The 23012-nt window shown below is 29.8% G+C and carries 18 protein-coding genes and 1 other RNA gene; 2 read left to right on the top strand and 17 right to left on the bottom strand.

Annotation, left to right across the window (positions count from 1 at the left end; translation table 11 throughout):
* Nucleotide 1 precedes the first annotated feature (1 nt).
* Nucleotides 2-985: a diaminopimelate dehydrogenase gene (locus tag BMY79_RS01460; protein WP_022748547.1), complete on the bottom strand. Its 984-nt coding sequence runs from the start codon at nucleotides 983-985 to the stop codon at nucleotides 2-4.
* A 150-nt stretch (nucleotides 986-1135) separates the two neighbouring features.
* Here BMY79_RS01460 and BMY79_RS01455 point away from each other — a divergent pair, with 150 nt between their 5' ends.
* Nucleotides 1136-2821, top strand: coding sequence for an EAL domain-containing protein (locus tag BMY79_RS01455; RefSeq protein WP_022748548.1), 1686 nt, complete (start codon nucleotides 1136-1138; stop codon nucleotides 2819-2821).
* Nucleotides 2822-2923: 102 nt separating this feature from the next.
* Here the strand turns inward: BMY79_RS01455 and BMY79_RS01450 are convergent, their stop codons facing one another.
* The 14 genes from BMY79_RS01450 to BMY79_RS01385 form a co-directional block, all read right to left on the bottom strand.
* On the bottom strand, nucleotides 2924-4318 hold the full coding sequence (locus tag BMY79_RS01450) for an alpha-amylase family glycosyl hydrolase (protein ID WP_022748550.1): 1395 nt from the start codon (nucleotides 4316-4318) through the stop codon (nucleotides 2924-2926).
* Between the two features lie 114 nt (nucleotides 4319-4432).
* Nucleotides 4433-5164: a YebC/PmpR family DNA-binding transcriptional regulator gene (locus BMY79_RS01445; RefSeq protein ID WP_022748551.1), complete on the bottom strand. Its 732-nt coding sequence runs from the start codon at nucleotides 5162-5164 to the stop codon at nucleotides 4433-4435.
* Nucleotides 5165-5304: 140 nt separating this feature from the next.
* A complete protein-coding gene (locus BMY79_RS01440) occupies nucleotides 5305-6243 on the bottom strand; it encodes a hemolysin family protein (protein ID WP_242941475.1) in 939 nt (312 codons plus the stop codon).
* Between the two features lie 56 nt (nucleotides 6244-6299).
* Complete coding sequence (alr, locus tag BMY79_RS01435; RefSeq protein WP_022748554.1) at nucleotides 6300-7478, bottom strand: alanine racemase; 1179 nt, start codon at nucleotides 7476-7478, stop codon at nucleotides 6300-6302.
* Between the two features lie 3 nt (nucleotides 7479-7481).
* Nucleotides 7482-9044 carry a bifunctional ADP-dependent NAD(P)H-hydrate dehydratase/NAD(P)H-hydrate epimerase gene (locus tag BMY79_RS01430; protein ID WP_022748555.1) on the bottom strand — a complete coding sequence of 521 codons (1563 nt, stop codon included), beginning with the start codon at nucleotides 9042-9044 and terminating at the stop codon, nucleotides 7482-7484.
* A gap of 152 nt (nucleotides 9045-9196) precedes the next feature.
* Nucleotides 9197-9820 (bottom strand): hypothetical protein, encoded by a 624-nt coding sequence (locus BMY79_RS01425; RefSeq protein ID WP_022748557.1) that lies wholly within the window; start codon nucleotides 9818-9820, stop codon nucleotides 9197-9199.
* An 82-nt stretch (nucleotides 9821-9902) separates the two neighbouring features.
* The gene (locus tag BMY79_RS01420; RefSeq protein ID WP_051132182.1) at nucleotides 9903-10502 is read right to left on the bottom strand and encodes a redox-sensing transcriptional repressor Rex; all 600 of its coding nucleotides are present in this window, start codon (nucleotides 10500-10502) and stop codon (nucleotides 9903-9905) included.
* 156 nt (nucleotides 10503-10658) lie between these two features.
* Complete coding sequence (locus BMY79_RS01415; RefSeq protein ID WP_022748560.1) at nucleotides 10659-11867, bottom strand: NADP-dependent isocitrate dehydrogenase; 1209 nt, start codon at nucleotides 11865-11867, stop codon at nucleotides 10659-10661.
* Between the two features lie 77 nt (nucleotides 11868-11944).
* Entirely contained in the window at nucleotides 11945-12601 is a 657-nt protein-coding gene (locus BMY79_RS01410; protein WP_022748561.1) for a GntR family transcriptional regulator, read from the bottom strand.
* A gap of 21 nt (nucleotides 12602-12622) precedes the next feature.
* On the bottom strand, nucleotides 12623-14005 hold the full coding sequence (locus BMY79_RS01405; protein ID WP_022748563.1) for a 2-isopropylmalate synthase: 1383 nt from the start codon (nucleotides 14003-14005) through the stop codon (nucleotides 12623-12625).
* Between the two features lie 281 nt (nucleotides 14006-14286).
* Nucleotides 14287-15120, bottom strand: coding sequence for a hypothetical protein (locus BMY79_RS01400; protein WP_029067383.1), 834 nt, complete (start codon nucleotides 15118-15120; stop codon nucleotides 14287-14289).
* A 165-nt stretch (nucleotides 15121-15285) separates the two neighbouring features.
* On the bottom strand, nucleotides 15286-19173 hold the full coding sequence (locus BMY79_RS01395) for an EAL domain-containing protein (protein ID WP_177176415.1): 3888 nt from the start codon (nucleotides 19171-19173) through the stop codon (nucleotides 15286-15288).
* A 144-nt stretch (nucleotides 19174-19317) separates the two neighbouring features.
* Nucleotides 19318-19502: non-coding RNA, 6S RNA (ssrS, locus tag BMY79_RS01390), on the bottom strand.
* A 153-nt stretch (nucleotides 19503-19655) separates the two neighbouring features.
* On the bottom strand, nucleotides 19656-20438 hold the full coding sequence (locus tag BMY79_RS01385) for an SDR family NAD(P)-dependent oxidoreductase (protein ID WP_022748567.1): 783 nt from the start codon (nucleotides 20436-20438) through the stop codon (nucleotides 19656-19658).
* 178 nt (nucleotides 20439-20616) lie between these two features.
* Here BMY79_RS01385 and BMY79_RS01380 point away from each other — a divergent pair, with 178 nt between their 5' ends.
* Nucleotides 20617-21792 (top strand): Y-family DNA polymerase, encoded by a 1176-nt coding sequence (locus BMY79_RS01380; RefSeq protein ID WP_051532785.1) that lies wholly within the window; start codon nucleotides 20617-20619, stop codon nucleotides 21790-21792.
* Here the strand turns inward: BMY79_RS01380 and BMY79_RS01375 are convergent.
* Together BMY79_RS01375 and BMY79_RS01370 are read right to left on the bottom strand one after the other, a co-directional pair.
* Complete coding sequence (locus BMY79_RS01375) at nucleotides 21789-22208, bottom strand: PTS mannitol transporter subunit IIA (protein WP_022748570.1); 420 nt, start codon at nucleotides 22206-22208, stop codon at nucleotides 21789-21791. The genes BMY79_RS01380 and BMY79_RS01375 overlap by 4 nt on opposite strands.
* A gap of 192 nt (nucleotides 22209-22400) precedes the next feature.
* Nucleotides 22401-22997, bottom strand: a complete 597-nt coding sequence (locus BMY79_RS01370; RefSeq protein ID WP_022748571.1) for a cytidylate kinase-like family protein — start codon at nucleotides 22995-22997, stop codon at nucleotides 22401-22403.
* Between the last annotated feature and the right edge of the window lie 15 nt (nucleotides 22998-23012).

The following is a 23012-nucleotide window of genomic DNA, read 5'->3' as shown; positions in this document are numbered from 1 at the left end:
ATTACAATAAATGAGCTCTTAATTCTTCATCTGACATATTGCATAAGTATGATGGAGCTATGTCTAATACTGTCTTACAACCGAAAGAACCTTCATTTGCTAATCTATGTGCAGCTCTTGCATAAGCAATTAATACACTTGTAGTAAATTCTGGATTTGAGTCAAGTTTTAAGCTATATTCAATGATGTGTTTATTTTCATTGTTAAGGCCTGTTGAACCTGAACGGAAAACAAAACCACCGTGAGCCATTCCGCTATGATTTTTTAATAATTCTTCTTCTGAAATGAAATGAACTGTAGTATTATACTCATCAAAGTAATTTGGCATTGTCTTAATTTCATTTTCTACATATGATGCATCTGCTCCATCTTCTAATACAACAAAGCACTCTCTTGTATGTTTTTGACGAGTTGTAAGTTCTGGATTTTCACCACTTCTAACTGCTTCTAATGCTTCTTCAACAGGGATTGTGTACTGTTTAGCGTTTTTTACACCTTTAATTCTTCTAATTGCATCTGAGTGTCCTTGGCTTACACCTTTTCCCCAAAATGTATAATCTTTACCATTTGGTAAAATTGCATTTGCATAAACTCGATTTAATGAGAACATTCCTGGATCCCAACCCACTGAAATAATAGCAACTTTATTATTATCTTTTGCTGCCTTATCAACATTAGCAAAATGTTCTGGTATTCTAGCGTGAGTATCAAAACTATCAATAACATTAAACATTTGAGCAAATTTAGGAGTTTGAACTGGTAAATCTGTTGCACTACCACCACATAATACCATCACATCAATTTTATCTTTCCACTCTTCTACTTCATCAACATTTAATACTGGTACATTTTCTGAAATAATACTAACTGTCTTAGGGTCTCTTCTTGTAAAAACAGCTACAAGTTCCATATCATCTGCAGCCTTTGTAGCAATTTCTACACCTCGGCCTAAATTTCCGTATCCAACAATACCTATTCTAGTCATTTTTATATCTCCTTTTTCTCTATAACTTTGTGTTATAACACACACACTAACTATGATAGGAATAAGTAGGTTAAATTGTCAAGTTCTTTTTGCCGATACAGTTAGAAATTGGATAATTTTTTTAAAAAAGTAGTGTGAGGAGCCCTTTACATGAGTAAACTTATTTCAGAACGAAATACTGATTCATTAATTACAACATATAAAAAAGATAGTATGCTTTCAAAGTTATTTGAAGTTTTTTCAATAACTGCTGAAGGAAGCTATGTCTATCTTTGTAATATAAAAAATGATTTTTCGAGATGGTCTAAAGAAGCAGTTGATTTTTTTGATTTGCCAAACGAGTACATGTACAATGCTGGTGCTATTTGGGAAGAACACATTCATCCTGATGATCGAGAGCAATATCGAAAAGATATCGATGCTATTTTTTCCGGTTCATCAAATAGTCATAATATGCGATATCGTGCTAAAGCTAGAGATGGATCCTACGTTCTATGTAGTTGTAGAGGCCTAGTTTTTGACGATGATGATGGTATTCCAACATATTTTGCTGGTACAATAACTAATCATGGCTATCAAAGTAATATTGATGCAATAACAAATTTAAAAAATATATATAGTTATTTTGAAGAATTTAGTAATTCTTCTATGTTTGGTTTTACAGTTAGTTTATTTGGTATTAGTAATTTTTCTGATTTAAACAATATATATGGCTATGAAGTAGGTAATCATCTATTGAAGGTATTCTCAGAATATCTTGAAAATACTTTTAACAACATAGATCAGATTTATAGAATGGAAGGTACTAAATTTCTTATTCTGTCTAAAAATTATACTATTCAAGATATGAACGATTTATTCGAAAAAATGAAAGAAGAGCTTCGACTTGGATTATCTGTTGACAATCTAAAGCTTTCACTATTTATTGGTGGTAGCTGTTTATATGTTAGTTCAAAAACAGTTGGTGCACATACAATTTATAGTTGTTTGAAAAGCTCATATTATGAATCTATAAATCTAAAACAAGGTGATTTTGCGATTTTTGAAAAAGATTTAGATGGTAATCTTAATGAACGGCTAGAACAGCTTAATACCATTCGAGATAGTATTGTAAAAGATTTTGAAGGTTTTTTTCTTTGTTATCAACCTATAGTTGACTCAAAAACCGAAGAATTAGTTGGTGTTGAAGCCTTGATACGTTGGAAAAATGATAAATATGGTTTAGTCCCACCTATTTATTTTATTCCAATTCTTGAAAAGGATTCCTCATTTTCGCAGTTGGGCGATTGGATTATACATACTGCGCTTAAAGAAATGAAGCCTTTACTTGAAAAATATCCTAATTTAGAAGTTAATATTAACCTTTCCTATACTCAACTTGAGAAAAAAGAATTTATAAATACTATTGAAAAAATAATTACACAAGTCAATTTTCCTAAAAAGAATTTGTGTTTAGAAATTACTGAACGTTGTCGTTTATTAGACATAGATTTACTTAATAATTTTACTAAATCATTGCGAAATGAAGGTATACGTTTTGCATTAGATGATTTTGGAACAGGTTTTTCTTCATTTAGCGTTTTAAAAAATATAAATGTAGATATAGTGAAAATTGATCGAGCTTTTATCAAAAACATATGCGATTCTAATCCTGATAAAATCATTGTAAATTCTATTTCAAAATTATGTCAGGAATTTAATATTGATTTATGTATAGAAGGTGTTGAAACTAATGAAATAAAAGAATATCTAAAGCAAATTTATGTTACGTGTTTTCAAGGATATCTTTTTTCAAAACCTTTAACCAAAGAAGAATTCTATAACAAATATTTATAATTAAAAGAAGTAAGAATAAAAAATTTAAACAAAAAAACAGTAATTGAGGGTATTAAAACTTATAGATTTAATTCTATAAAGTTAAAATACCCTCTTTTTTACTTATATTATTGGCAACCAAACATCTCCAGAATTAGCTTCTAAATTAATACACAAATTACCGCTGTTTGCAACTATTTCTTTTCCAGATAAAACTCCTTTGTATTTTTCAAATCCATCCGCTGGAACGTTTAAAGTTGCTGGATTATCATCATTATTGAGTGTTACAATTGCATTTTCATACTTTTTTTCATCTTCAGGAACACCATTATAATACTGACTATCTGCATTTAAAGTTCTTGCATATGCATACTGTCTATTTGTTAATAATAATTCTCTGTAGAAGCCATAATTAAGTGCTTTTGACTGTTTTCTAGCTTCTCCAAGCTTCTTAATACTCTTAGTCAATTCATTTGTATTAATATAATCTTTAAAATCATCTAAATTAAGAGCAGGTCTTAAACTATCATCCGAACCTCTCTCCTTTTTACCTTCTATAGCAAATTCAGAGCCATAGTAAATGGATGGTACACCTGGCAAAGTATATAATAAAATATGTACTAATATCAAATGGGCTTTATTATTTAATTTATTGTATATTCTCTCAACATCATGATTGTCTACGAAATTATACAATCTTAGTCTCAATGGATTATTCTGTGCCATGTCATTTAGACGCTTTTGTGTATGCGCAATTTCAAAATAATTGTGATCATTATGACCTGAATATAATGCTTTATGCATTACATAATTCGTTACAGCATGTAGAGTATCATTGTTAACCCATCTAGTATAATCTCCATGTATAACTTCACCCATTAGCCAAAAATCTTCTTTTACTTCATTTGCTAAATTTCTTAAACACTTCATAAATTCAAAATCTAATACATCTGCAGCGTCTAATCTAATACCATCAATATCAAACTCTTTCACCCAAAATCTAATTACATCACAAATATAATCTCTAACCTCACCATTCCATTGATTAAGTTTTACCAATAAGTTGTATCCACCCCAATTATCGTATGAGAATCCATCATTATATTCATTATTTCCCCAAAAATTAACATTACAATACCAATCTTTATATCTTGAATTTTCTCTATTTGCTTTCAAATCTTTAAATGCGAAAAAATCTCTTCCTGTATGATTAAATACTCCATCAAAAACAACTTTAATATCCTTATCATGACATTTCTTTACAAAAGCCTTTAAATCATCATTATCTCCTAATCGTGAATCTAGTTTTTTATAATCTGTGGTCTCATATCCGTGTCCTACCGATTCAAATAACGGTCCAATGTAAATTCCATTACATCCTAGATCTTTTACATGATCTATCCATGGATCAAGCTTTCTTATATTATGCTCTATGCCATCATATTTATTCTCTTTTGGTGCCCCGCATAAACCAAGTGGATAAATGTGATAAAAATTAGTTTCATCATACCAAGCCATTATTTATACCTCCTTTAATTAAAAAAACTCTAGGAATTCAACAATACCTTTTCAAGTAAAATCGTTGAAATTCCTAGAGTTAGTCTACACGATGTTAATTAACAAAAAATGTAATTACTCTTCTCTAAAGTTGTGATATACTTCTTGTACGTCATCTGACTCATCTAATAAATCAAAAATTCTTTGAATATTATTTAAATCAGCTTCTTCTGTCAATGTAACATATGTCTGTGGAATCATAGTAACTTCAGCAGAAGCCATCTTAATTCCCAATTCTTTTAATGCATTGTTAACTGCATCAAAATCTTCTGGTGAAGTTGTAATTTCAAAGCTGTCATCTTCTTCGTTAAAGTCTTCTGCACCTGCATCAAGTGCTTCCATCATTAAATCATCTGCAGCCATATCGCACTCTTCTTTATCGATTAAAATCTGACCTTTTTCATCAAACATGTATGATACACATCCTTGTGTTCCTACGCTTCCTGAACCTTTTGTGAATGCGTTACGAACGTCAGCAGCTGTACGATTCTTATTATCTGTTAAACATTTTACGATAATAGCTGTACCGCTTGGACCATATCCTTCATATGTACAATACTCATAATTAGCAGAGTTAGCATCACCAGATGCCTTTTTAATACCTCTTTCAATTGTGTCATTTGGCATATTATTAGCCTTAGCTTTTGAAATAATCTGAGCTAATTTATAGTTATTATTTGGGTCTGGACCACCCTCTTTAACTGCAACAGCAATTTCTCTACCAATGATTGTGAAAATTTTTCCTTTTGCAGCATCATTTTTTTCTTTTTTATGTTTGATATTAGCAAACTTAGAATGTCCTGACATTATATTTCCTCTTTTCTACCTATTTTTTCCTAGCTAAAATTAATACCTAAGAGTATCACTATGATGTCTGAGCATATTATATGCTAGGCAGTCTCTAATATGTAATTCTATCATTATTTTGAATATCTTGCAACAAACAATTATGCAACATTATTTTTTTTTGTAACTGTTACTTTTTTTATGGTTTTATCCTCGATTAAATTTGCACAGAAGTTATATCCATACGCATCAACAGTGAAATTTTCGCCATCATTAGGTACTTTATCAATCAGTGATACAAGCATTCCGTTTAATGTATCAAACTCAATTCTGTCAGATGGAATATCTAATATCTCCTTCAATTCTTCTATAGAAGTCATTCCATCTATGACATAAGAGTCTTTAGATATTTTTTCAATGTGATGTTCTTCTAAATCATGCTCGTCTTCAATGTTTCCGACAATTTCCTCTAAAATGTCTTCCATTGCAACTATACCAGATGTTTGACCATATTCATCCACCACTACTACCATATGTATTTTTTCTAATTGCATTTTTCTAAAAAGAACATTAATTTTCCTTGTCTCTGGAATAAATTTTACATCACTTATTAAATTAGGAATATCCTTAAGCGAAGTTCTAAACACTTCATTCCTATGGCAAAAATCTAATGCATCTTTTATATGCAAAATACCAATAATATTATCTATATCATTATCATAAACGGGAAATCTTGATTTAGAAGTTTGTCCCATAACATCAATAGCATCGCAAAAAGACATATTTGCATCTAACGCAATTATATTCGTTCTATGCGTCATGATATCCTTGGCTTCTTTCTCATCAAATTCTAAGATATTATTAATCATTTCTGCTTCTTGTTCATGTAAAACGCCCTGTTCATGACCTTCATTAACCATAGATAATATTTCTTTTTCGGTAACATCTTTGTTATCTAATGAAAAATGACTATCTTTCAATTTTTGAAATTTTTTATTAATCTCATCTTTCATAAAAACAAGCAATACCAGCAATACCAATACAAGTATTGACATTATAATAGCCATTACAATAATAATGGGACTCCCACCATCATCCATCTACATACCACCTTTTCTTTATTTGTTATATACCACTTTTCAAAATTTCAGATACATTAATCAATTGAAATTTTGTACGCGTCTCTTGTATAGAGAACTTTACCATCTTTTATATAATATCTTGCTACTCTACTTGTAATCAGACATGCAAATTCATAATTAAATCTACCTGAAATTTCACCTAATTGTTCAAGTGTAATTTCTTCTTCACCATCTTTTCCTAAAAGAGTAACATCATCAAATACTTTAACATCTTTTATATCTGTAACATCAACCATCATTTGATCCATACACACACGTCCACAAATTGGTGCTTTTTGTCCATGAATAAGTACGTATCCTTTATTTGAAAGGCCCCTAGAATATCCATCACCATATCCAACCGGTACTGTAGCAATTCTTCTTTTAGAATCCGCAACATAAGTTCCACCATAACTAATTGCAGTTCCTTTTTCAACTTCTTTGATAAAAGTAATTGTACTATGTAAAGACATTACTGGTTTTAAATCTATAATATCTTTTTTAACATCTTCAGATGGCCACAAACCGTATAATGTAATTCCTGCTCTTACCATATCCATATTTGCTTCTGGAATTTCAACTATACCTGCTGAATTAGAGCAATGTTTTAATTTGATACTTACACCTTTATCTTCAACCATTTTAACCATCTTTTTGAATAATGATATTTGATCATATGCTGGTTCTTTTGAAAGTTCATCAGCTCTAGCAAAATGAGTGAACATTCCTTCAATTTCGATATTTGGCAACTTAGAAATCTGACAAATTGTCTCTGCATTTTCTTCATTTACCAAAAATCCGATTCTACCCATTCCAGAATCGATTTTTATATGAATTCTACATATTTTTCCTATTTTTTGTGCTTCTTTTGAAATTTTTTCTGCCATTTCAAAATTACATACTGTAGGTCTAATATCTCTTTCAATAATCTGTTGGCATTCTTCTGGAAAAGTTACACCTAAAATTAAAATTGGTTTTTTTATTCCATTTCTTCTGAGTATTTCTCCCTCTTCAAGCGTTGCGACTGCAAATCCCCAAATATATGGAATATCTTCTACTGTTTTTGCAATTTCTTTTGCGCCATGACCATAAGCATCTGTCTTAACTACTGCAACAATCTTTGTTCCTTCTTTTAGATTATTTTTCATAGACTCTAAATTAGCTATAACAGCATCTAAATCAATTGTTGCATAAACTCTCTTATTTAACTTCATTTCTTAATACCTGATTTCTTTAAAAATTATTTTTAGTGCATCTGCAATGTCTCTTGCCATTACTGATGCTGTAGTATCCCTACTCGCATATTCTCCTGCTAAACCATGTAGATAAACTCCTAAAGCAGTTGCAAAATTAGGTTGTACCTTTTGTCCGAGCAAACTAGCTATTATCCCAGTAAGCACATCTCCACTACCTGCTGACGCTAATCCCTCACAACCAGAAATATTAAGAAAATTATTTCTTTCAGATTCACAAATTATAGTATGCGCATCTTTTGATACACAAATCACTTTGTAATCATCGGCAACTTTTTGTGTTAACTTAATTATATTTTGCTTAATATTTGCTATATCAACTTTTATTAATCTTGATAACTCACCCATATGAGGTGTAAAAATAAAAATCTTGTTGTGATCCTTTGTAGCTTTTTTTATCAAATCTTTATAATCATCATTATACGAAATTATATTAATTGCATCCGCATCAAAAACAGTTGGACAAGAAGTATTATTAATTACTGATTTTACAATTTCTTTCGAAGTCTCTCCGACTCCAAGTCCTGGTCCTACAACTACAGAATCAGCCCAATCTAAATTTGCTTTTAAAGTATCATTTATATCAGTTTCATCATCATAGGTTACCAACACAGCTTCTGGTAATACACTTTGTATAATTAATCTGTTAATTTCATTTGTAAAAATTCTAACAAGTCCGCATCCCATTTTATATGCTGCAAGAGCAGAAAAAATAGCCGCACCTGCCATATTCTTTGTTCCGGCAATTATTAAAACTTTACCGTAACTTGATTTATTAGTATTTCGTTTTCTTTCTGGCAAACTAACCAAATCTGATTTTTCTAACATTCTAAATTTAGGTTGCTTACCCAAAAAGCTTCTATGAGTTATTCCTATGTCAACACACTTGACCTGGCCGCAAAAATCTACTCCCGGCCATAAAAAATGCCCTAGTTTAAAAAAAGAAAAAGTAAATGTATACTCTGCACTAAACGCTATATTAAAAATATTACCTGTAGAAGAACATACTCCAGATGGGATATCAATTGAAATTTTTAATGCGTCTAATAGATTTAATTTATTTATAGTGTCATAATAAATTCCATCTATATCTCTTGATAATCCAACACCAAAAATTCCATCTACAATAACATCATATCTGCATATGCCCAATTTTTTATGTTCTTCAAAGATACTATTAATTATATCCTTATCATATATTTTATATCTATAGGCTTTAAATATATCTAATTCTTGTCTAAATGACTCTGAAGCCTTATCTAGCCCCTTGTCTGTCACAATGCAAATATCAACATCATATCCTTTTTCATTAAGCAATCGAGCAACTGCAATTCCATCAGCACCGTTATTTCCTGTTCCACATACCACTAAGACTTTTTTATAACTTGCCTTATTTAATAATTTTGAAACCTCATTAGACATCGCACCTGCTGCTTGTTCCACAAGTACAATTTCTGGCATTTTATAAAAACTCGTTGTATTTTTGTCATACATTTTCATTTCTTCGCTATCAACAATATATTTCATTAATACACACCTGTCTCCCCTATTTTCTAAGTCACCTCTTACATTAAAATTTATAAAAAGACAACCAAAAAACTTCTATGTGGCAAAAAACGCTACTAATAACATTTTAATTTATTTTTTTTAATTGTAAAGACTAAATTTAAAAAAATTTACTATTTAGACTCATTTGTTTCTTCATAATCATCATGTAAATCAAATAAATCTATTATATCGTGTCCTAAAATATCATGCATATAAGAATAAATTTCACGATTATTAATATCTCTATTCTGTTTTTTTATGATATTTTTTTTTAATTCGACACGTAATTCTTTTATTTTATTTGCTAACATTTCTGCTTCACTTGAATTAACATGCATTTTATCATAGCAATATGACATACTATATATCATAAGTTCTTCATTTGCCCTTGAAATTTTTTTAGGTAGTTCAATAAGTTGATCTTCACACTCTTCAAGTTTTTCATTGATTTCTTCTATTAAACGCTTATTATCTGTTAAAATTTTATCTTTAACGTCATAATCATTCTCATTCATAGATGAAACCATATTATCAACTATGTCTTTCATTAATTGATTTTTAACTTTTTTAAGATTCTTATGATTTTTTTTTAAATTAGCCTGTTTTTTAAGTAAGTCATTAACATTATTTTCTAAATTCACAATCTGTTGGGTTTTACCATGGATTGCAAAAAGTCTGTGCCACTTTTGGTCAATGACTAAAAGTGGCACTTCTTTATTACGTAATGCTTTTTTAAATTCTTCCTCATTTTTCATACAGTGCCCTCATCTACTTAAAAATATAAAACATACTTCTTTATATTTATCGGTATAAATAATGAACACATAATGAATAATCTTAGCTAAACTTTTTCTGCATAATGTTATATGACAATCTCATTAAACTATCTGACAAATGAACATTCTCAACTATAACATCATCTTCTTCTAAATCAAGATCCACATGAGCAAAATTCCATATAGCACCAATGCCTAAATCTACTAAATGGTGGGCTACATCATCTGCTTTGTTCTTAGGTAATGTTAAAGCTGCAATATCTATTTCATTATTTTTGCAATATTCGTCTAACTTATCTAATCCGTAAACCGGAATATCGCGAACTTTAGTTCCGATAAGATTTGGATCCACATCAAATAAGGCTGTAATTACAAAACCAAACTTTTCAAACTTAACATAATTAGCTAATGCTTGTCCAAGATTGCCAGCACCAACTACAATTATATTGTGTGTTTGATCTAAGCCTAATATTCTGCCTATAACATCATATAAAAACTTAACATTATAGCCATATCCCTGTTGTCCAAACCCACCAAAGTTATTTAAATCTTGACGAATCTGTGACGCCGTAACATTCATGCGCTTGCTCAAATCCCTTGATGAAATACGTTCAACATTATCATCAAGTAATTCTCCTAAGTAGCGATAATATCTTGGCATTCTTTTTATAACCGCCTGTGAAATCTCTTTAGTCACTTTTGTTTTCCTCCTATCGCTTACCTTTTATAAGAAGAAAATCCTTCTTTATTATTTTAGGTTCTAAAATAATTATACGTTCTTTTTATCAAACTGTCAATGTGTGAAAATTTTAACATTTTATAAATTCTGCTCTAATTTTGTTCGAATTTCATTAATAAATTCCTCACTATTCAACACAACTGGATTTTCAATTGATGTAATAAGTGCTAAATCTTTAGTCATTTTGCCATCTTCTACTGTATCAACACATGCTTTTTCTAATGCATCAGCAAATGTAACTAATTCACTATTTCCATCTAACTCTCCACGTTTTCTTAATGCACCTGACCATGCAAAAATTGTTGCTATAGAATTAGTTGAAGTTTTTTCTCCTGCTAAATGTCTATAATAATGTCTTTGAACTGTTCCATGAGCAGCCTCATACTCATAATAGCCATGTGGTGAAACCAACACAGATGTCATCATTGCAAGTGAACCAAACGCTGATGATATCATATCACTCATTACATCTCCGTCATAATTCTTACATGCCCAAATAAATCCACCTTCAGATTTCATTACTCTAGCAACTGCATCATCAATCAAAGTATAAAAATACGTGATATTTGCTTTTTCAAATTTCTCTTTATATTCTTTTTCATAAAGATCTGCAAAAATATCCTTAAACGTATGATCATATTTCTTTGAAATTGTATCTTTAGTAGAAAACCATAAATCTTGCTTTGTATCTAATGCAAATTCAAAACAACTACGTGCAAAATTTTCTATTGAATCTATACAATTATGTTGTCCTTGAATTACACCTTGTCCTTTAAATTCGTGAATTAATTCTCTTTTAACTGTTCCATCTTCTGCTGTAAAAACAAGTTCAGCCTTTCCTGGTCCATCTACCTTCATTTCTGTAGCCTTATATACATCACCATATGCATGTCTAGCAATTGATATAGGCTTCTTCCATGATTTAACATTTGGTTCAATTCCCTTAACAACAATAGGCGCTCTAAAAACTGTTCCATCTAACATTGCACGTATAGTTCCATTTGGACTCTTCCACATTTTCTTTAGATTGTACTCTTCCACTCTTTGAGCATTTGGAGTAATTGTAGCACATTTGACAGCAACTTTATATTTTTTGGTTGCATTAGCAGCATCAACTGTTACTTGATCATCTGTTGTATTTCTATTTTCTAAACCTAAGTCATAATAATCTGTCTTTAGATCAACAAAAGGATGAATCAATTCATCTTTAATCATTGTCCAAAGAACTCTAGTCATTTCATCTCCATCCATCTCCACAATTGGAGTAGTCATTTTAATTTTATCCATCTTTTATCTCCTTTTTGTTAAATATAATGCTAATAATAATCATCTCTTAGCGACATTTTCATACAATATTACATATATTATACCAAATTTCCCCATCCAATTTCATCCATGTTTAACATTGTGTTTTTCATATGAACTTTAGCCAATTTTTCTGCTTTTCTGCTATCATGTTCTTTTAATGCTTCAACAATAGCCTTATGCTCATTCATAAACTTTGGAACACGCTCTGGATTAGATAGTGAAATAGAACGAGCTTCTTGAACATATAAGTGATATTCAATTAATACTCTTCTTAATTCACTGCTGCCTGATGCATCATATAATACCTCGTGAAATTTATTATCTAAATCGACCATCTGCTCTTGATTAGCCTTACGAGCATAAAATTCTGTTAAATATACATTTTCTTCTAATTCTTGCAACTGCTCGTCTGTAATATTTTTGGCTGCCCATTTTGCACATAGCCCCTCTAACAAAGAACGAATTTCATAGATATCATGTACATCTTTTTCTGATAAACCTATAACGCATGCTCCTTTATTAGGAACAATTGAAATAAGACCCTCAAGTTCTAACTGACGAAAAGCTTCTCTAACTGGAGTTCTACTTACTCCTAATTCGTCACCTATAGCTTTTTCTTTAAGTTCTTCATTTCTTACATATTTTCCAGTAAGGATATCTTTACGTATCTTATGAAATACTCTCGCACTTAATGAATGATTATCTTTTGTCATACTTTACCTCATCTTATTTTTTTATAAAACAACATTGAGTTTTTTACAACAATCCGTTATCTGCACAACAATTTCATTATCCGTTAATGCTGTAACTCTACCTTGTGCATATTGCGAATCAACCCAAGCCTTTATCATTTTAACAAGCTCACTATTTTTGTCAACCTTTCTTTCATCAGAAAGATTATAATAATTATTAATCCAATATGCAATTCCTGCCAAACCTGATGTATTTGAAATTGCAACAAGTGGCGCTCTATCTAAAAATTTTTTTGTATCAAAAATATTATATATTTCCTCATTTTTAAGTAATCCATCAGCATGAATTCCTGCTCTTGTTACGTTAAAATTTTTACCGACAAATGGAGTCTGAATTGGTTGTTTGTAACCAATCTCTTTTTCAAAGTATTCTGAAAGTTCAGTTATAACTCTTGTATCCATTCCATCTAATGTTCCTCTAAGCTGTGCATATTCAAACACCATCGCTTCAAGGGGAGTATTTCCTGTTCTCTCACCGATACCAAATAATGAACAATTTACTCCACTTGCACCATATAACCATGCAGTTGTAGAATTATTAACTGCTTTGTAGAAATCATTGTGACCATGCCATTCAATTAATTCAGAAGGAACACCAGCATGTGTAGTCAAACCATAAATTATACCTGGAACACTTCTTGGAATAACGGCACCTGGAAAATTAACTCCATATCCCATTGTATCACATGCCCTAATCTTAATCGGAATTTTATATTCGTCCATTAATTTCATAAGTTCAACACAAAATGGAATTACAAAACCATAAATATCTGAACGTGTAATATCTTCTAAATGACATCTTGGACTTACACCCGTTTCTAAGCATTCTCTAATAACACTTAAATAAAGGTTCATAACTTCTTTTCTTGTCATATGCATTTTGTAAAAAATATGATAATCCGAACAACTAACTAAAATTCCAGTTTCTCTTAATCCAAGATCTTTAACCAATTGAAAATCCTTTTTATTAGCTCTAATCCATGATGTAACCTCAGGAAATTTATATCCTCTCTCTAAGCACTTATATACAGCTTCTTGATCTTTTTTGCTATACAAGAAAAACTCACTCTGACGAATTTTTCCTTTTGGTCCACCTAACTTATTTAAATAATCATAAATTGTAACTATCTGTTCTGGGGTATAAGGTGCTCTCGACTGCTGACCATCTCTAAATGTTGTGTCAGTAATCCAAATTTCCTCTGGCATATTATGTGGAACAATTCTATCATTAAATGCTATTTTAGGAATCTGATCATACGGAAATAAATTATGAAATGTATTTGGTTCTTTAACATCTACCAATTGATAAAAATGTTCTTCTAATTGTAGTAAATTGTTCTTATTATTAAATATTACGTCTCTCATTTTATAACTCCTTAAAATATATAACTCTATCCATTTATGTTTCGCTTTGTACTTGTATATCATTGAATTATTGTATACAATAATACTTTCTGTTTATTAATTTAGCACAATAAAGTGGTGTTGTCAATAATTTTTTGTATAACAAAATTTCATAATAATTATTCCCTTTACTACAATTTAATTATAAAAAGCCCTACATTAGATATGTACCTTTCTCAACATGTTAAGACACGATACACGACTCTAACAAGGGCTTTTAGCTCTTACCGTTTGTATGTTAATTATTTATTATTTATAAAAGTCCATTCTCTATCATTAATATCAACTTTAACTAAATAACGATTTTTGTTCTTTAATATATCTGTTGGAGAATATTTTGTACTGTCAGTAAAATACAGTTCATTTTTTCCACCTACTGCAATAATAAATACTAAAATATCATGTATAAAAGTTTCAATTGCAACATCAACATCATTCATAAATACATCTGTCGAATACAATCTTTCTAAATAACCTCTATAATTCTCATTTTCTTGATTTTCAACAAATGAATATATAGTTCTAACGTTTTCAAAATTCGTTGATGATAAATCATTGTTAGAATAAACATTACATTTAACAATATCATCTAATAAAATCTGTTCTAATTCAAAATACAACTCATTTGATTTCTTTTGAATCATCTCAGCACCTGACATTTTCATCAGAATTCTAGTGGTCTTCATTGCTGCATCATATCTTCTAATAAAAGCAAAATACAATGCCATAGCAAAAACACCTACATTGGCATATTCTTCATTTTTATATGTCAAACCAAATTCCTGATAAAAAATGCTGACTCTATCTGTAAATTCCATCGATAAAATCACAACATCTTCTTCTGTTAACAAGTAATTAATGTAGCAAAATTCTAGCCTATTTCTGATACCATTCAAACCGTTACAAAAATCTTCTTTAGTACAATCTTCTAGTTCCTTTTTTTCATCAAGCGATTTTTGTAATCCTGGTATTACTCTGATTGTAGAATCAAACTCCTTTAGTAATTTAATTAAAATCTTGTCCTGTCTTGTTGTCAATTTTAAGCTTTCTTTTTCCATTTTCAATTTTTGTAACATATGCAATCCTTTCTCAGCTCTCAGCTTGTCCGTATTTACCCCGTAGATTAAAAACTATGCTCTCCCATATTGCAAAATATGACCTCCCTCAAAATCATATTTTTTATAACAAATTCTTCTATCGACTTCTTCTACAAAAAACTTAACCCCTTTTTTTATGTTTTTTTATTTTTTTTTTGTTTTTTCATCTTCAGTTAAAATTCTATAATATTCTGCTTTATTTTTGTACATGAAAGCATCTGCGATTCTCATGACATTTTTAAAATCTTTCTTTCCATCATCCCAAGCAAACCCAAATGATATAGTAAATCTCTTAGTTGAGCTAACCAATTTTCTAAGATCATTTACTTTTTCCTCAAAAAGACTTTCTGAAATATCTTCAAGAATTACTACAAACTCATCTCCTCCAGCTCTATAAATGTTATTTTTATTGAAAACACTTCTTATAGCTCTAGCAACGTCAATTATTACTTTATCTCCTTTTTCATGTCCAAACATGTCGTTTATTTTCTTCATTCCATTTACGTCTATGAAAATAACGCCAACAGCACATCTTCTGTTTTCAACTCTTGCAATTTCTTGATCCATTGAATATCTATTTCTAACGCCTGTCATCACATCGTTTTTTCCTAAATATTCAAGATTCTTTATCAATTCGTGTTTTCTCATCTCAGTTGAAATAAAATAAGATATAGTATCTAATAAATTATTGATATCATACTTTGTACTGTTTTCAAAATTTTCTACCCCTAAATAGCCAATTATTGCTCCGTTATCATCATAAAGTGGTACCATAATAACTCTATGTATTCCATGACGAAGTAGCATCAATCTAAACATATCTCCTAACTGAGCTGTATTAATTCTTCTATCTACATCAATCATTATTCTATCGTTTTCATATGCATATTCTGGCCACTGTTTTATAATGTCATAATTTAAATTATTATAAACCTCTACGTCATTATATTGTTCATCTTTTATCCATACGAAATTAATAAACACTTCTTCATAAGAAATTTCTATTATATAAGCTCGTGTTGGCTTAAGTGCATTGCCAATTTCTTTTAAAATATGATTTATTCTATATTTAAAACTAGTTGTTCCCTGCAAAATTTTAGCACAACGTATAATAAAATTATCTGTACTAAATTTAACATCTGTCTCATAGGATTTTTTATATTCTTCAGTAATATCCTTCATAGCAACAGCACAAAATCCATCTCTTGCAATTTTGTTTATTACAACTTCTAACCATATATCTAACGATTTACAATATACTTTTTCATGGATATCTTCATCTAAATATGCAGCCCTATAACAATGATTTTTTAGAACTTCATATATTTCCATATCAAGTTCTTTTAATGATTTTTCTTCTGCATCCTCTTTTACATTTTGTTTGAACTTCTCATTTGAATATTTAATAACTAAATCCGTTATTTTCTCTTTTTTTTCAACTTCGACTTTTAAAATAATAAATGGCAATGAGAAATTTTCAAATAACATATTAAACTCTTGTAAACCAAATAAACTTTCACCTCTGTCATACATATCACGCATACAAGAAATTATAAATCTCTTTTCTTCTCTTTTAACAAAAATGACATTAAAAATTTGCCAAACATATTTATTGCTTACTTTTACTCTATATACTCCCCATAGAAAATCATTTTCTTCATTGAAAATTCTTTGTTCTATAGTACTAATATCATACAATTTGCAAAAATTCTTTCTATCATCTGGATGAATGTACTTATCGGCAACATATTCAATTATTCCTGTTGCTTCTCTCTTTGCAATCATAGGTGCTATTGCTTTACTATTAGTGTATATAGTTTCAACTTGATTATCATCAATATCAAGCATATCTACTCTATTGTATATAGTATATAATTCCCTTAAATAACTATCCATTTCTTCAATCTTTAGGCAATCATCTATATACTTTTGCCTGTTTAAAATCATAGTTTTAGCTGCACAACACTTACCATATACAGCTATAACATCAATCCATATATAACAATATTTACCTCGAATTATCCAATCTGTCTTCTCTTCTTTTCCACTTAAAATAGAATTTTGAACTAACTCACTAATTTTATTTGTTGCTAACTGTTTATTTTCATTACAGAATTTTTCTAAATTTTCAACGCTTTCAAAACCTACTTCTGCTATTTCTTGTTTAAATGCATCCGATGCAAATAAAAAAGACACCCTATCTTCTTCAATTTCAATAATAGCTGATGGAAAATCACTTTTACTGTCTTTGTTTTTCAAATTATTTTTTATATTTAATCTACCAATTTTGTCTTGATAACTACATTCATTAAAAGTTTCTAACTGCATTCCATTAGCATCTATGTAATGATAAACTTCTAATAATGGCAATGGCTTACCAAAGAAAAAGCCTTGTACTTTTTCACATCCAATACTCTTTAAAAACTCATATTGTTCTATCGTTTCTACGCCTTCTGCAAAAGATTGTATTCCTATATCTTTAATAACATAAATCAAAGACTGAATCATTATTTTCATTTTGATGTCATTAAATTGCTTAATAAAAGACATATCTAATTTTGCAACATCAAACTCATAATTTGTCAAAATATTAAGTGCAGAGTATCCACTTCCAAAATCATCAACCCATACATTATAACCCGCTTGTTTGAATTTCATAATCTGAAGTTTTAAATAATCCAAATCATTATTTAGTGCGCTTTCTGTAATTTCAATATCAATCATCTTAGTTGGAACATTGTATTCATTTCTTATTTCTTCTATTAGTTTAAAAATATGACATAATTGAAAATCTAATCGAGACAAATTGATAGAAACGGGAACACATGATCTGTTATATTTTTTTTTGCTATCATAGTCCTGACAAACTTTTCTAATCATATATAAATCTAATTTATGAATCAAATGAAATTTTTCTAAAACTTCAATAAAAACACCTGGGGAAATCATGCCATATTCATCATCTTGCCAACGTGCTAATGCTTCAAAAGCACATACCTTTCCCGTCATCACACGAACAATTGGTTGATAATATACTTTAATAGAGCCATTTTGCAATGCCTCATCAAAATTATCTATAATATACTGCTGCTGTTTGACATGATAGCCTAAATCCTCATCGTAGTAATTATAAAACTCATCAAATCTTCCTTTTATTTCACTACATGCTATTCTAGCTCGATCACAAACAATCGAACCATTTTCTATAACATCATATATTGGATAAATTCCCGCCTTAATCTCAAGTGGTCTACCCTCACTATAATCATCTACTTTTCTGTGTATTCTTTCAATTTGTGAAACTATTTCATCACTTTGACAACATACCGCAAAATGATCATCTGAAAATCGCGATATTATACCATCTGGGAACTCATTTTCTAGGATTTTGGCAACAAAGCAAAGTAACTCGTCTCCTCTATCATATCCATAGTTTTCATTATAACTTTTAAAACTTTCGACATCAAAATAAACAACAAACATTCCAGCATTAACTTTTTCTTTATCAAGAGATTCATCCTCTACTAATGTAAAAAATTTATGCATCTTAAACAGACCTGTTAAAATATCATATTCTTCCTTGACATACAGATCATCATTTTTAATCATTCTATCTAAATTTAACGAAGGAATAACATCTTGTTTTTCAATTATTAATACATAAAAAAACGACTCTCCATTTGCCATATTAACTAAATGTCCAAAATCTTCTATCTGCTTAATATTGCCTTTTTTTGTAATAATTCTGTACTTTACATAATCATATTCTAATTTTTTATCATTTAGTTGATTCCATATGGTATATTCCATCTCTGCATAATCATCTGGGTGAACCATACCTTCAAATGTTCCGTTTGTAAACTCGAAAAAATCGTCAAAATCATCACATTCAAAAATATTAATCACACCATAATCGGCATATACTATTTCTTCTTTTTCGTTGGCTTTATAAACAAAAAAGCCACCCGGTGCTCTTTTTTCTTTTTTTTGAATTAGTTCATTGTTGGAATTATTGTTTGAATTGATGTCCATATTATTCACCATAATCCTTCACTTTTTATAAAAATCTATAAAACACATTAACACTTCATAACTTCTATATCGGAAAAACTTTATTTTAATTTCATTATAATTTAGACGTAATTTATTACTTTGCAGAACTTTTATTAAATAAAAAAGGAACCCAAAATGCCGGTTCTTGCAATTTAGACTCCTAGCGAAAGCTAGGTGGGTTACCGCAACTCATCTTCTGCCTTCCACTGTCTCATCGGAGGCTTGACATCTAATAAGCGATTTAGGTGTCCCTTTTAAAGTAAATGTAGGTTCTAAATATACAAGATTATCGTACATCCCAGGTGTTCCTTAATCTGTCTTTATTATACAAGATATACTCTGATTTTTCAATACTGATTTTAGGTCATTTACGTGTTAACTTTTTGTCATTTTCAGCATGTTTTCGCATCTTTTCATGCATTAATATAATCCATTTTTAATTATCATAAAATTCATAATTATCAGCCCATTTTCTTTTTCTGTTGACCACTAACCAATCTGATTAATATATCTAATGGTAAAAATTTAGAGAAGAAAATTGCTAACTTCATTTGAGCAGTTGGTACTATCAAAACCTTTTTCTTTCTCATTTGTCTAAGTGTATATTTAACACAATATTTTGCACTTATGCCTTTCAATGCGAAACTAACTTTTGCAACATCATTAAACTCTGTATTAACAGGTCCTGGACACAAACAACCAATGTAAATCGGTGATTTCATTTGTTTTAATTCTTCTGCAATTGCTAATGTCAGGCTTGATACGTATGATTTTGTTGCATAATAGGTACTCATATATGGTCCTGCTGGAAAAAGTCCCGCTGAAGAGGCTATATTTAACAAATAACCATGTTTTTGTTTTATCATTTTTCTTGTTATTACCTTTGTAAAAACATGCATAGCTTTTACATTCAACTCAATCATTTCAACTTCTCTTTGTAAATCGCTACTTATAAATGTTCCACTAAGTCCAAACCCCGCATTATTAATAAACACAGAAATATCAAGTGGTTTTATTATATTTAAAACATTTAAAATATCGCTTGGCTTAGTAATATCAGCCTGAATTATTGTCGTTTTTGTTTTTACATTTTTTTTAATTTCTTCTAAACGATCAATTCTTCTTGCGATTAAAACTAATTGATATCCTTCTCTAGCAAATTCATATGCAAATTCTCTTCCTATTCCAGAGCTTGCACCCGTAATTACAGCTACTTTTTGTTTTTTCCCATTAATTTTTGCCATTTAAACTAGTCTCCTTTCGAATTTACACCCCATAAACAGATTCCTAACTCTAGAATCGGATATGAGTTTCAAAAAATTAGCCACTTTCTACAGTTTATCATATTTAATTTTGTGTTGCATCAATTATTATTTTAAGATATAATAGAACAAATGTATTGTGTTGAAGGAAGGGTTTTTTATGTATCAGAGAAAAAATTACGCAAATTCACCTCTTATTTTTCATATAGATGTAAATTCAGCTTTCTTGTCATGGACAGCAGTTGATTTGCTTAATAAAAATCCGAAAAGAATAGATCTTAGAACCATTCCTTCTGCAATTGGTGGAGATATTAATAGTCGCCATGGCATAATATCTGCACGTTCTATTCCTGCGAAGAAATATGGTATTCAATCTGGTGAATCTGTTGTTAATGCACTTAAAAAATGTCCTTCACTTGTAGTTGTTCCAACGAATTTTGAATTATATAAACATTACTCAAAATTATTTATTGATATTCTTCGTTCTTATACACCATATGTTCAACAAGTTTCAATTGATGAAGCATATTGTGATTTCACGGATTTATATGATATGTATAAAGACTTGGTTAAAGATAACTTAACTTATCCATTATCTTTAGCTCACGAAATAAAAGATACTATTTATTCTAAGCTTGGTTTTACCGTAAATGTTGGAATTTCTACTAACAAACTACTTGCGAAAATGGCTTCCGATTTCACTAAACCCAACCGTGTACATACTTTATTCGAAGAAGAAATATCGCAAAAAATGTGGCCACTTCCAATAAACGAACTACATGGCTGTGGTAAGTCAACTTCATTAAAGCTTACTTCATTAGGTATTAAAACAATCGGAGATGCAGCCCATACTGATTTAGAAGTTCTTTGTTCTATTTTGGGTGAAAAACACGGTAATTATATCTATTATAGTTCAAATGGCATCAATACATCTGCTGTTTCCTCTTCTAAAAGGATAGCCAAAAGTTATTCAAGTGAGCGTACCATGCCATCGAACCTCACAATAGATAATTATGATTCAGATATTCAAAATATCATTCAACACTTATCACAAAATATAAGTAGACGAATGATTAAAGATAATGCTTATGCTAGTACTATTGGTATTACCCTTAAAACTAACCACTTTAAAACTCATTCAACTCAAACATCTTTATTAATTTCTACAAATGATAGTAATGTAATTTATTCTACTGCCATTGATTTAGTTAATAAGGAATTACTTGGTGAATCCGGATTGTTCATGAAAGGGGATACTATACGCCTTGTTGGTATTTTTGCAACTAATTTAGACAATGGCGATTATCGCCAGCTATCCTTATTTGATCTTTTTTAATTACTATAATTTGCAAATATTTCCTCTTCTGACATTTCAAGTAATTTTTTTATCTTGTCATTGTCAGATGCTATTTTTGCAACTTTAGCTAATATTTCCATATGAGTAAATCTGTCTGCTGCAATTGCAAGCACTATTTTAACTTTATTTTCTACATCCCATTCAATGTCATCCTTCAAAATTGCTATACAAATTCCATTTTTCTTAATTCCTTCGATAGATTCACTTATAATTCCATGTGGAATAGCAATTCCATTCTTCAAATATGTAGACATTTCCTGTTCTCTTTTTAACATGGAATTAATATAATCTTTGCTTATGTAGCCATTTTCGTATAGCTTATTCCCTAAAAATTGAATAACATCTTCTTTACTTTTTAAATCCAAGTCTAAAAAAATCATTTCTTTTTTTAGCATGATTGTTCCTCCAGTCAAATATTATATTGAATAATCTCGAATATTATATCACATTATTCTTCTGTTATGTTTACAAAATATGTATACTCTTTAACAAAGATTTTATCACTTTGATAAAAATTCTATATTTATGTTATCTATTAATTTTGCAAAAAAGCACTTTATTGAATAAAGTGCTTTCCTACTCAAATACTATATTTTTATTATATCTGCTAATATATCAACACATTTTTCAATTCCAATAATAGAACTATTTAAAATCAAGCCATAGTTATTTATATCGTCTATTTTTTTTCCTGTAGTCGTGTTGTAAAAATTAGCTCTACGTCTATCTATCTTTTTCATAATTTTATCAGCATCAACAGAAGAAATATGATATTTTTCTATTGCTCTAAATTTATTAAATGATTTGCTACCATGTATATAAACCTGCAACACATCATCTCTGTCCTTTAAGGCATACCCTGCACAATGACCAATAAAAACAGCTGGTCCTTCATCTGCTAATTCTCTAATAATATCATTTTCGATAGTATGAAGCTTAATATGATCAGGCACTTCATTTTTACCACTAACAGCACTATCTATCATACTTAAAGTATAATTTACACTATCAAGATTTTTTTCCTCGAGAACTAAAAGTTGTTCAACAGTTTTTTTCATTCTTTTTGCTGCTAACTCTAATATTTCACCGCCATAACACCTTATGCCTGTCTTTTCCATCAAACGTTTGCCTATTTCTGTTGCACCACTACCATATTCTCGCTCAATTGTAATATAATTAATCAAGTTTGTCCCCTCCTA

The sequence above is a fragment of the Lachnobacterium bovis genome (assembly GCF_900111325.1).
Lineage (GTDB): Bacteria > Bacillota > Clostridia > Lachnospirales > Lachnospiraceae > Roseburia > Roseburia bovis_A.
This window is presented reverse-complemented; position numbering and strand designations above follow the sequence as displayed.

What these genes read in the sequence shown, in the direction of transcription:
- BMY79_RS01460 (WP_022748547.1), bottom strand. Translation starts at nt 985, where the DNA reads ATGACTAGAATAGGTATTGTTGGATACGGAAATTTAGGCCGAGGTGTA.
- BMY79_RS01405 (WP_022748563.1), bottom strand. Translation starts at nt 14,005, where the DNA reads ATGAGAGACGTAATATTTAATAATAAGAACAATTTACTACAATTAGAA.
- BMY79_RS01425 (WP_022748557.1), bottom strand. Translation starts at nt 9,820, where the DNA reads ATGAAAAATGAGGAAGAATTTAAAAAAGCATTACGTAATAAAGAAGTG.
- BMY79_RS01415 (WP_022748560.1), bottom strand. Translation starts at nt 11,867, where the DNA reads ATGGATAAAATTAAAATGACTACTCCAATTGTGGAGATGGATGGAGAT.
- alr (WP_022748554.1), bottom strand. Translation starts at nt 7,478, where the DNA reads ATGAAGTTAAATAAGAGAGTTTATGCAACAATTGATTTAGATGCTGTT.
- BMY79_RS01410 (WP_022748561.1), bottom strand. Translation starts at nt 12,601, where the DNA reads ATGACAAAAGATAATCATTCATTAAGTGCGAGAGTATTTCATAAGATA.
- BMY79_RS01380 (WP_051532785.1), top strand. Translation starts at nt 20,617, where the DNA reads ATGTATCAGAGAAAAAATTACGCAAATTCACCTCTTATTTTTCATATA.
- BMY79_RS01420 (WP_051132182.1), bottom strand. Translation starts at nt 10,502, where the DNA reads ATGCCAAGATATTATCGCTACTTAGGAGAATTACTTGATGATAATGTT.
- BMY79_RS01440 (WP_242941475.1), bottom strand. Translation starts at nt 6,243, where the DNA reads ATGGATGATGGTGGGAGTCCCATTATTATTGTAATGGCTATTATAATG.
- BMY79_RS01385 (WP_022748567.1), bottom strand. Translation starts at nt 20,438, where the DNA reads ATGGCAAAAATTAATGGGAAAAAACAAAAAGTAGCTGTAATTACGGGT.
- BMY79_RS01395 (WP_177176415.1), bottom strand. Translation starts at nt 19,173, where the DNA reads ATGGACATCAATTCAAACAATAATTCCAACAATGAACTAATTCAAAAA.
- BMY79_RS01450 (WP_022748550.1), bottom strand. Translation starts at nt 4,318, where the DNA reads ATGGCTTGGTATGATGAAACTAATTTTTATCACATTTATCCACTTGGT.
- BMY79_RS01400 (WP_029067383.1), bottom strand. Translation starts at nt 15,120, where the DNA reads ATGTTACAAAAATTGAAAATGGAAAAAGAAAGCTTAAAATTGACAACA.
- BMY79_RS01375 (WP_022748570.1), bottom strand. Translation starts at nt 22,208, where the DNA reads ATGCTAAAAAAAGAAATGATTTTTTTAGACTTGGATTTAAAAAGTAAA.
- BMY79_RS01455 (WP_022748548.1), top strand. Translation starts at nt 1,136, where the DNA reads ATGAGTAAACTTATTTCAGAACGAAATACTGATTCATTAATTACAACA.
- BMY79_RS01445 (WP_022748551.1), bottom strand. Translation starts at nt 5,164, where the DNA reads ATGTCAGGACATTCTAAGTTTGCTAATATCAAACATAAAAAAGAAAAA.
- BMY79_RS01430 (WP_022748555.1), bottom strand. Translation starts at nt 9,044, where the DNA reads ATGAAATATATTGTTGATAGCGAAGAAATGAAAATGTATGACAAAAAT.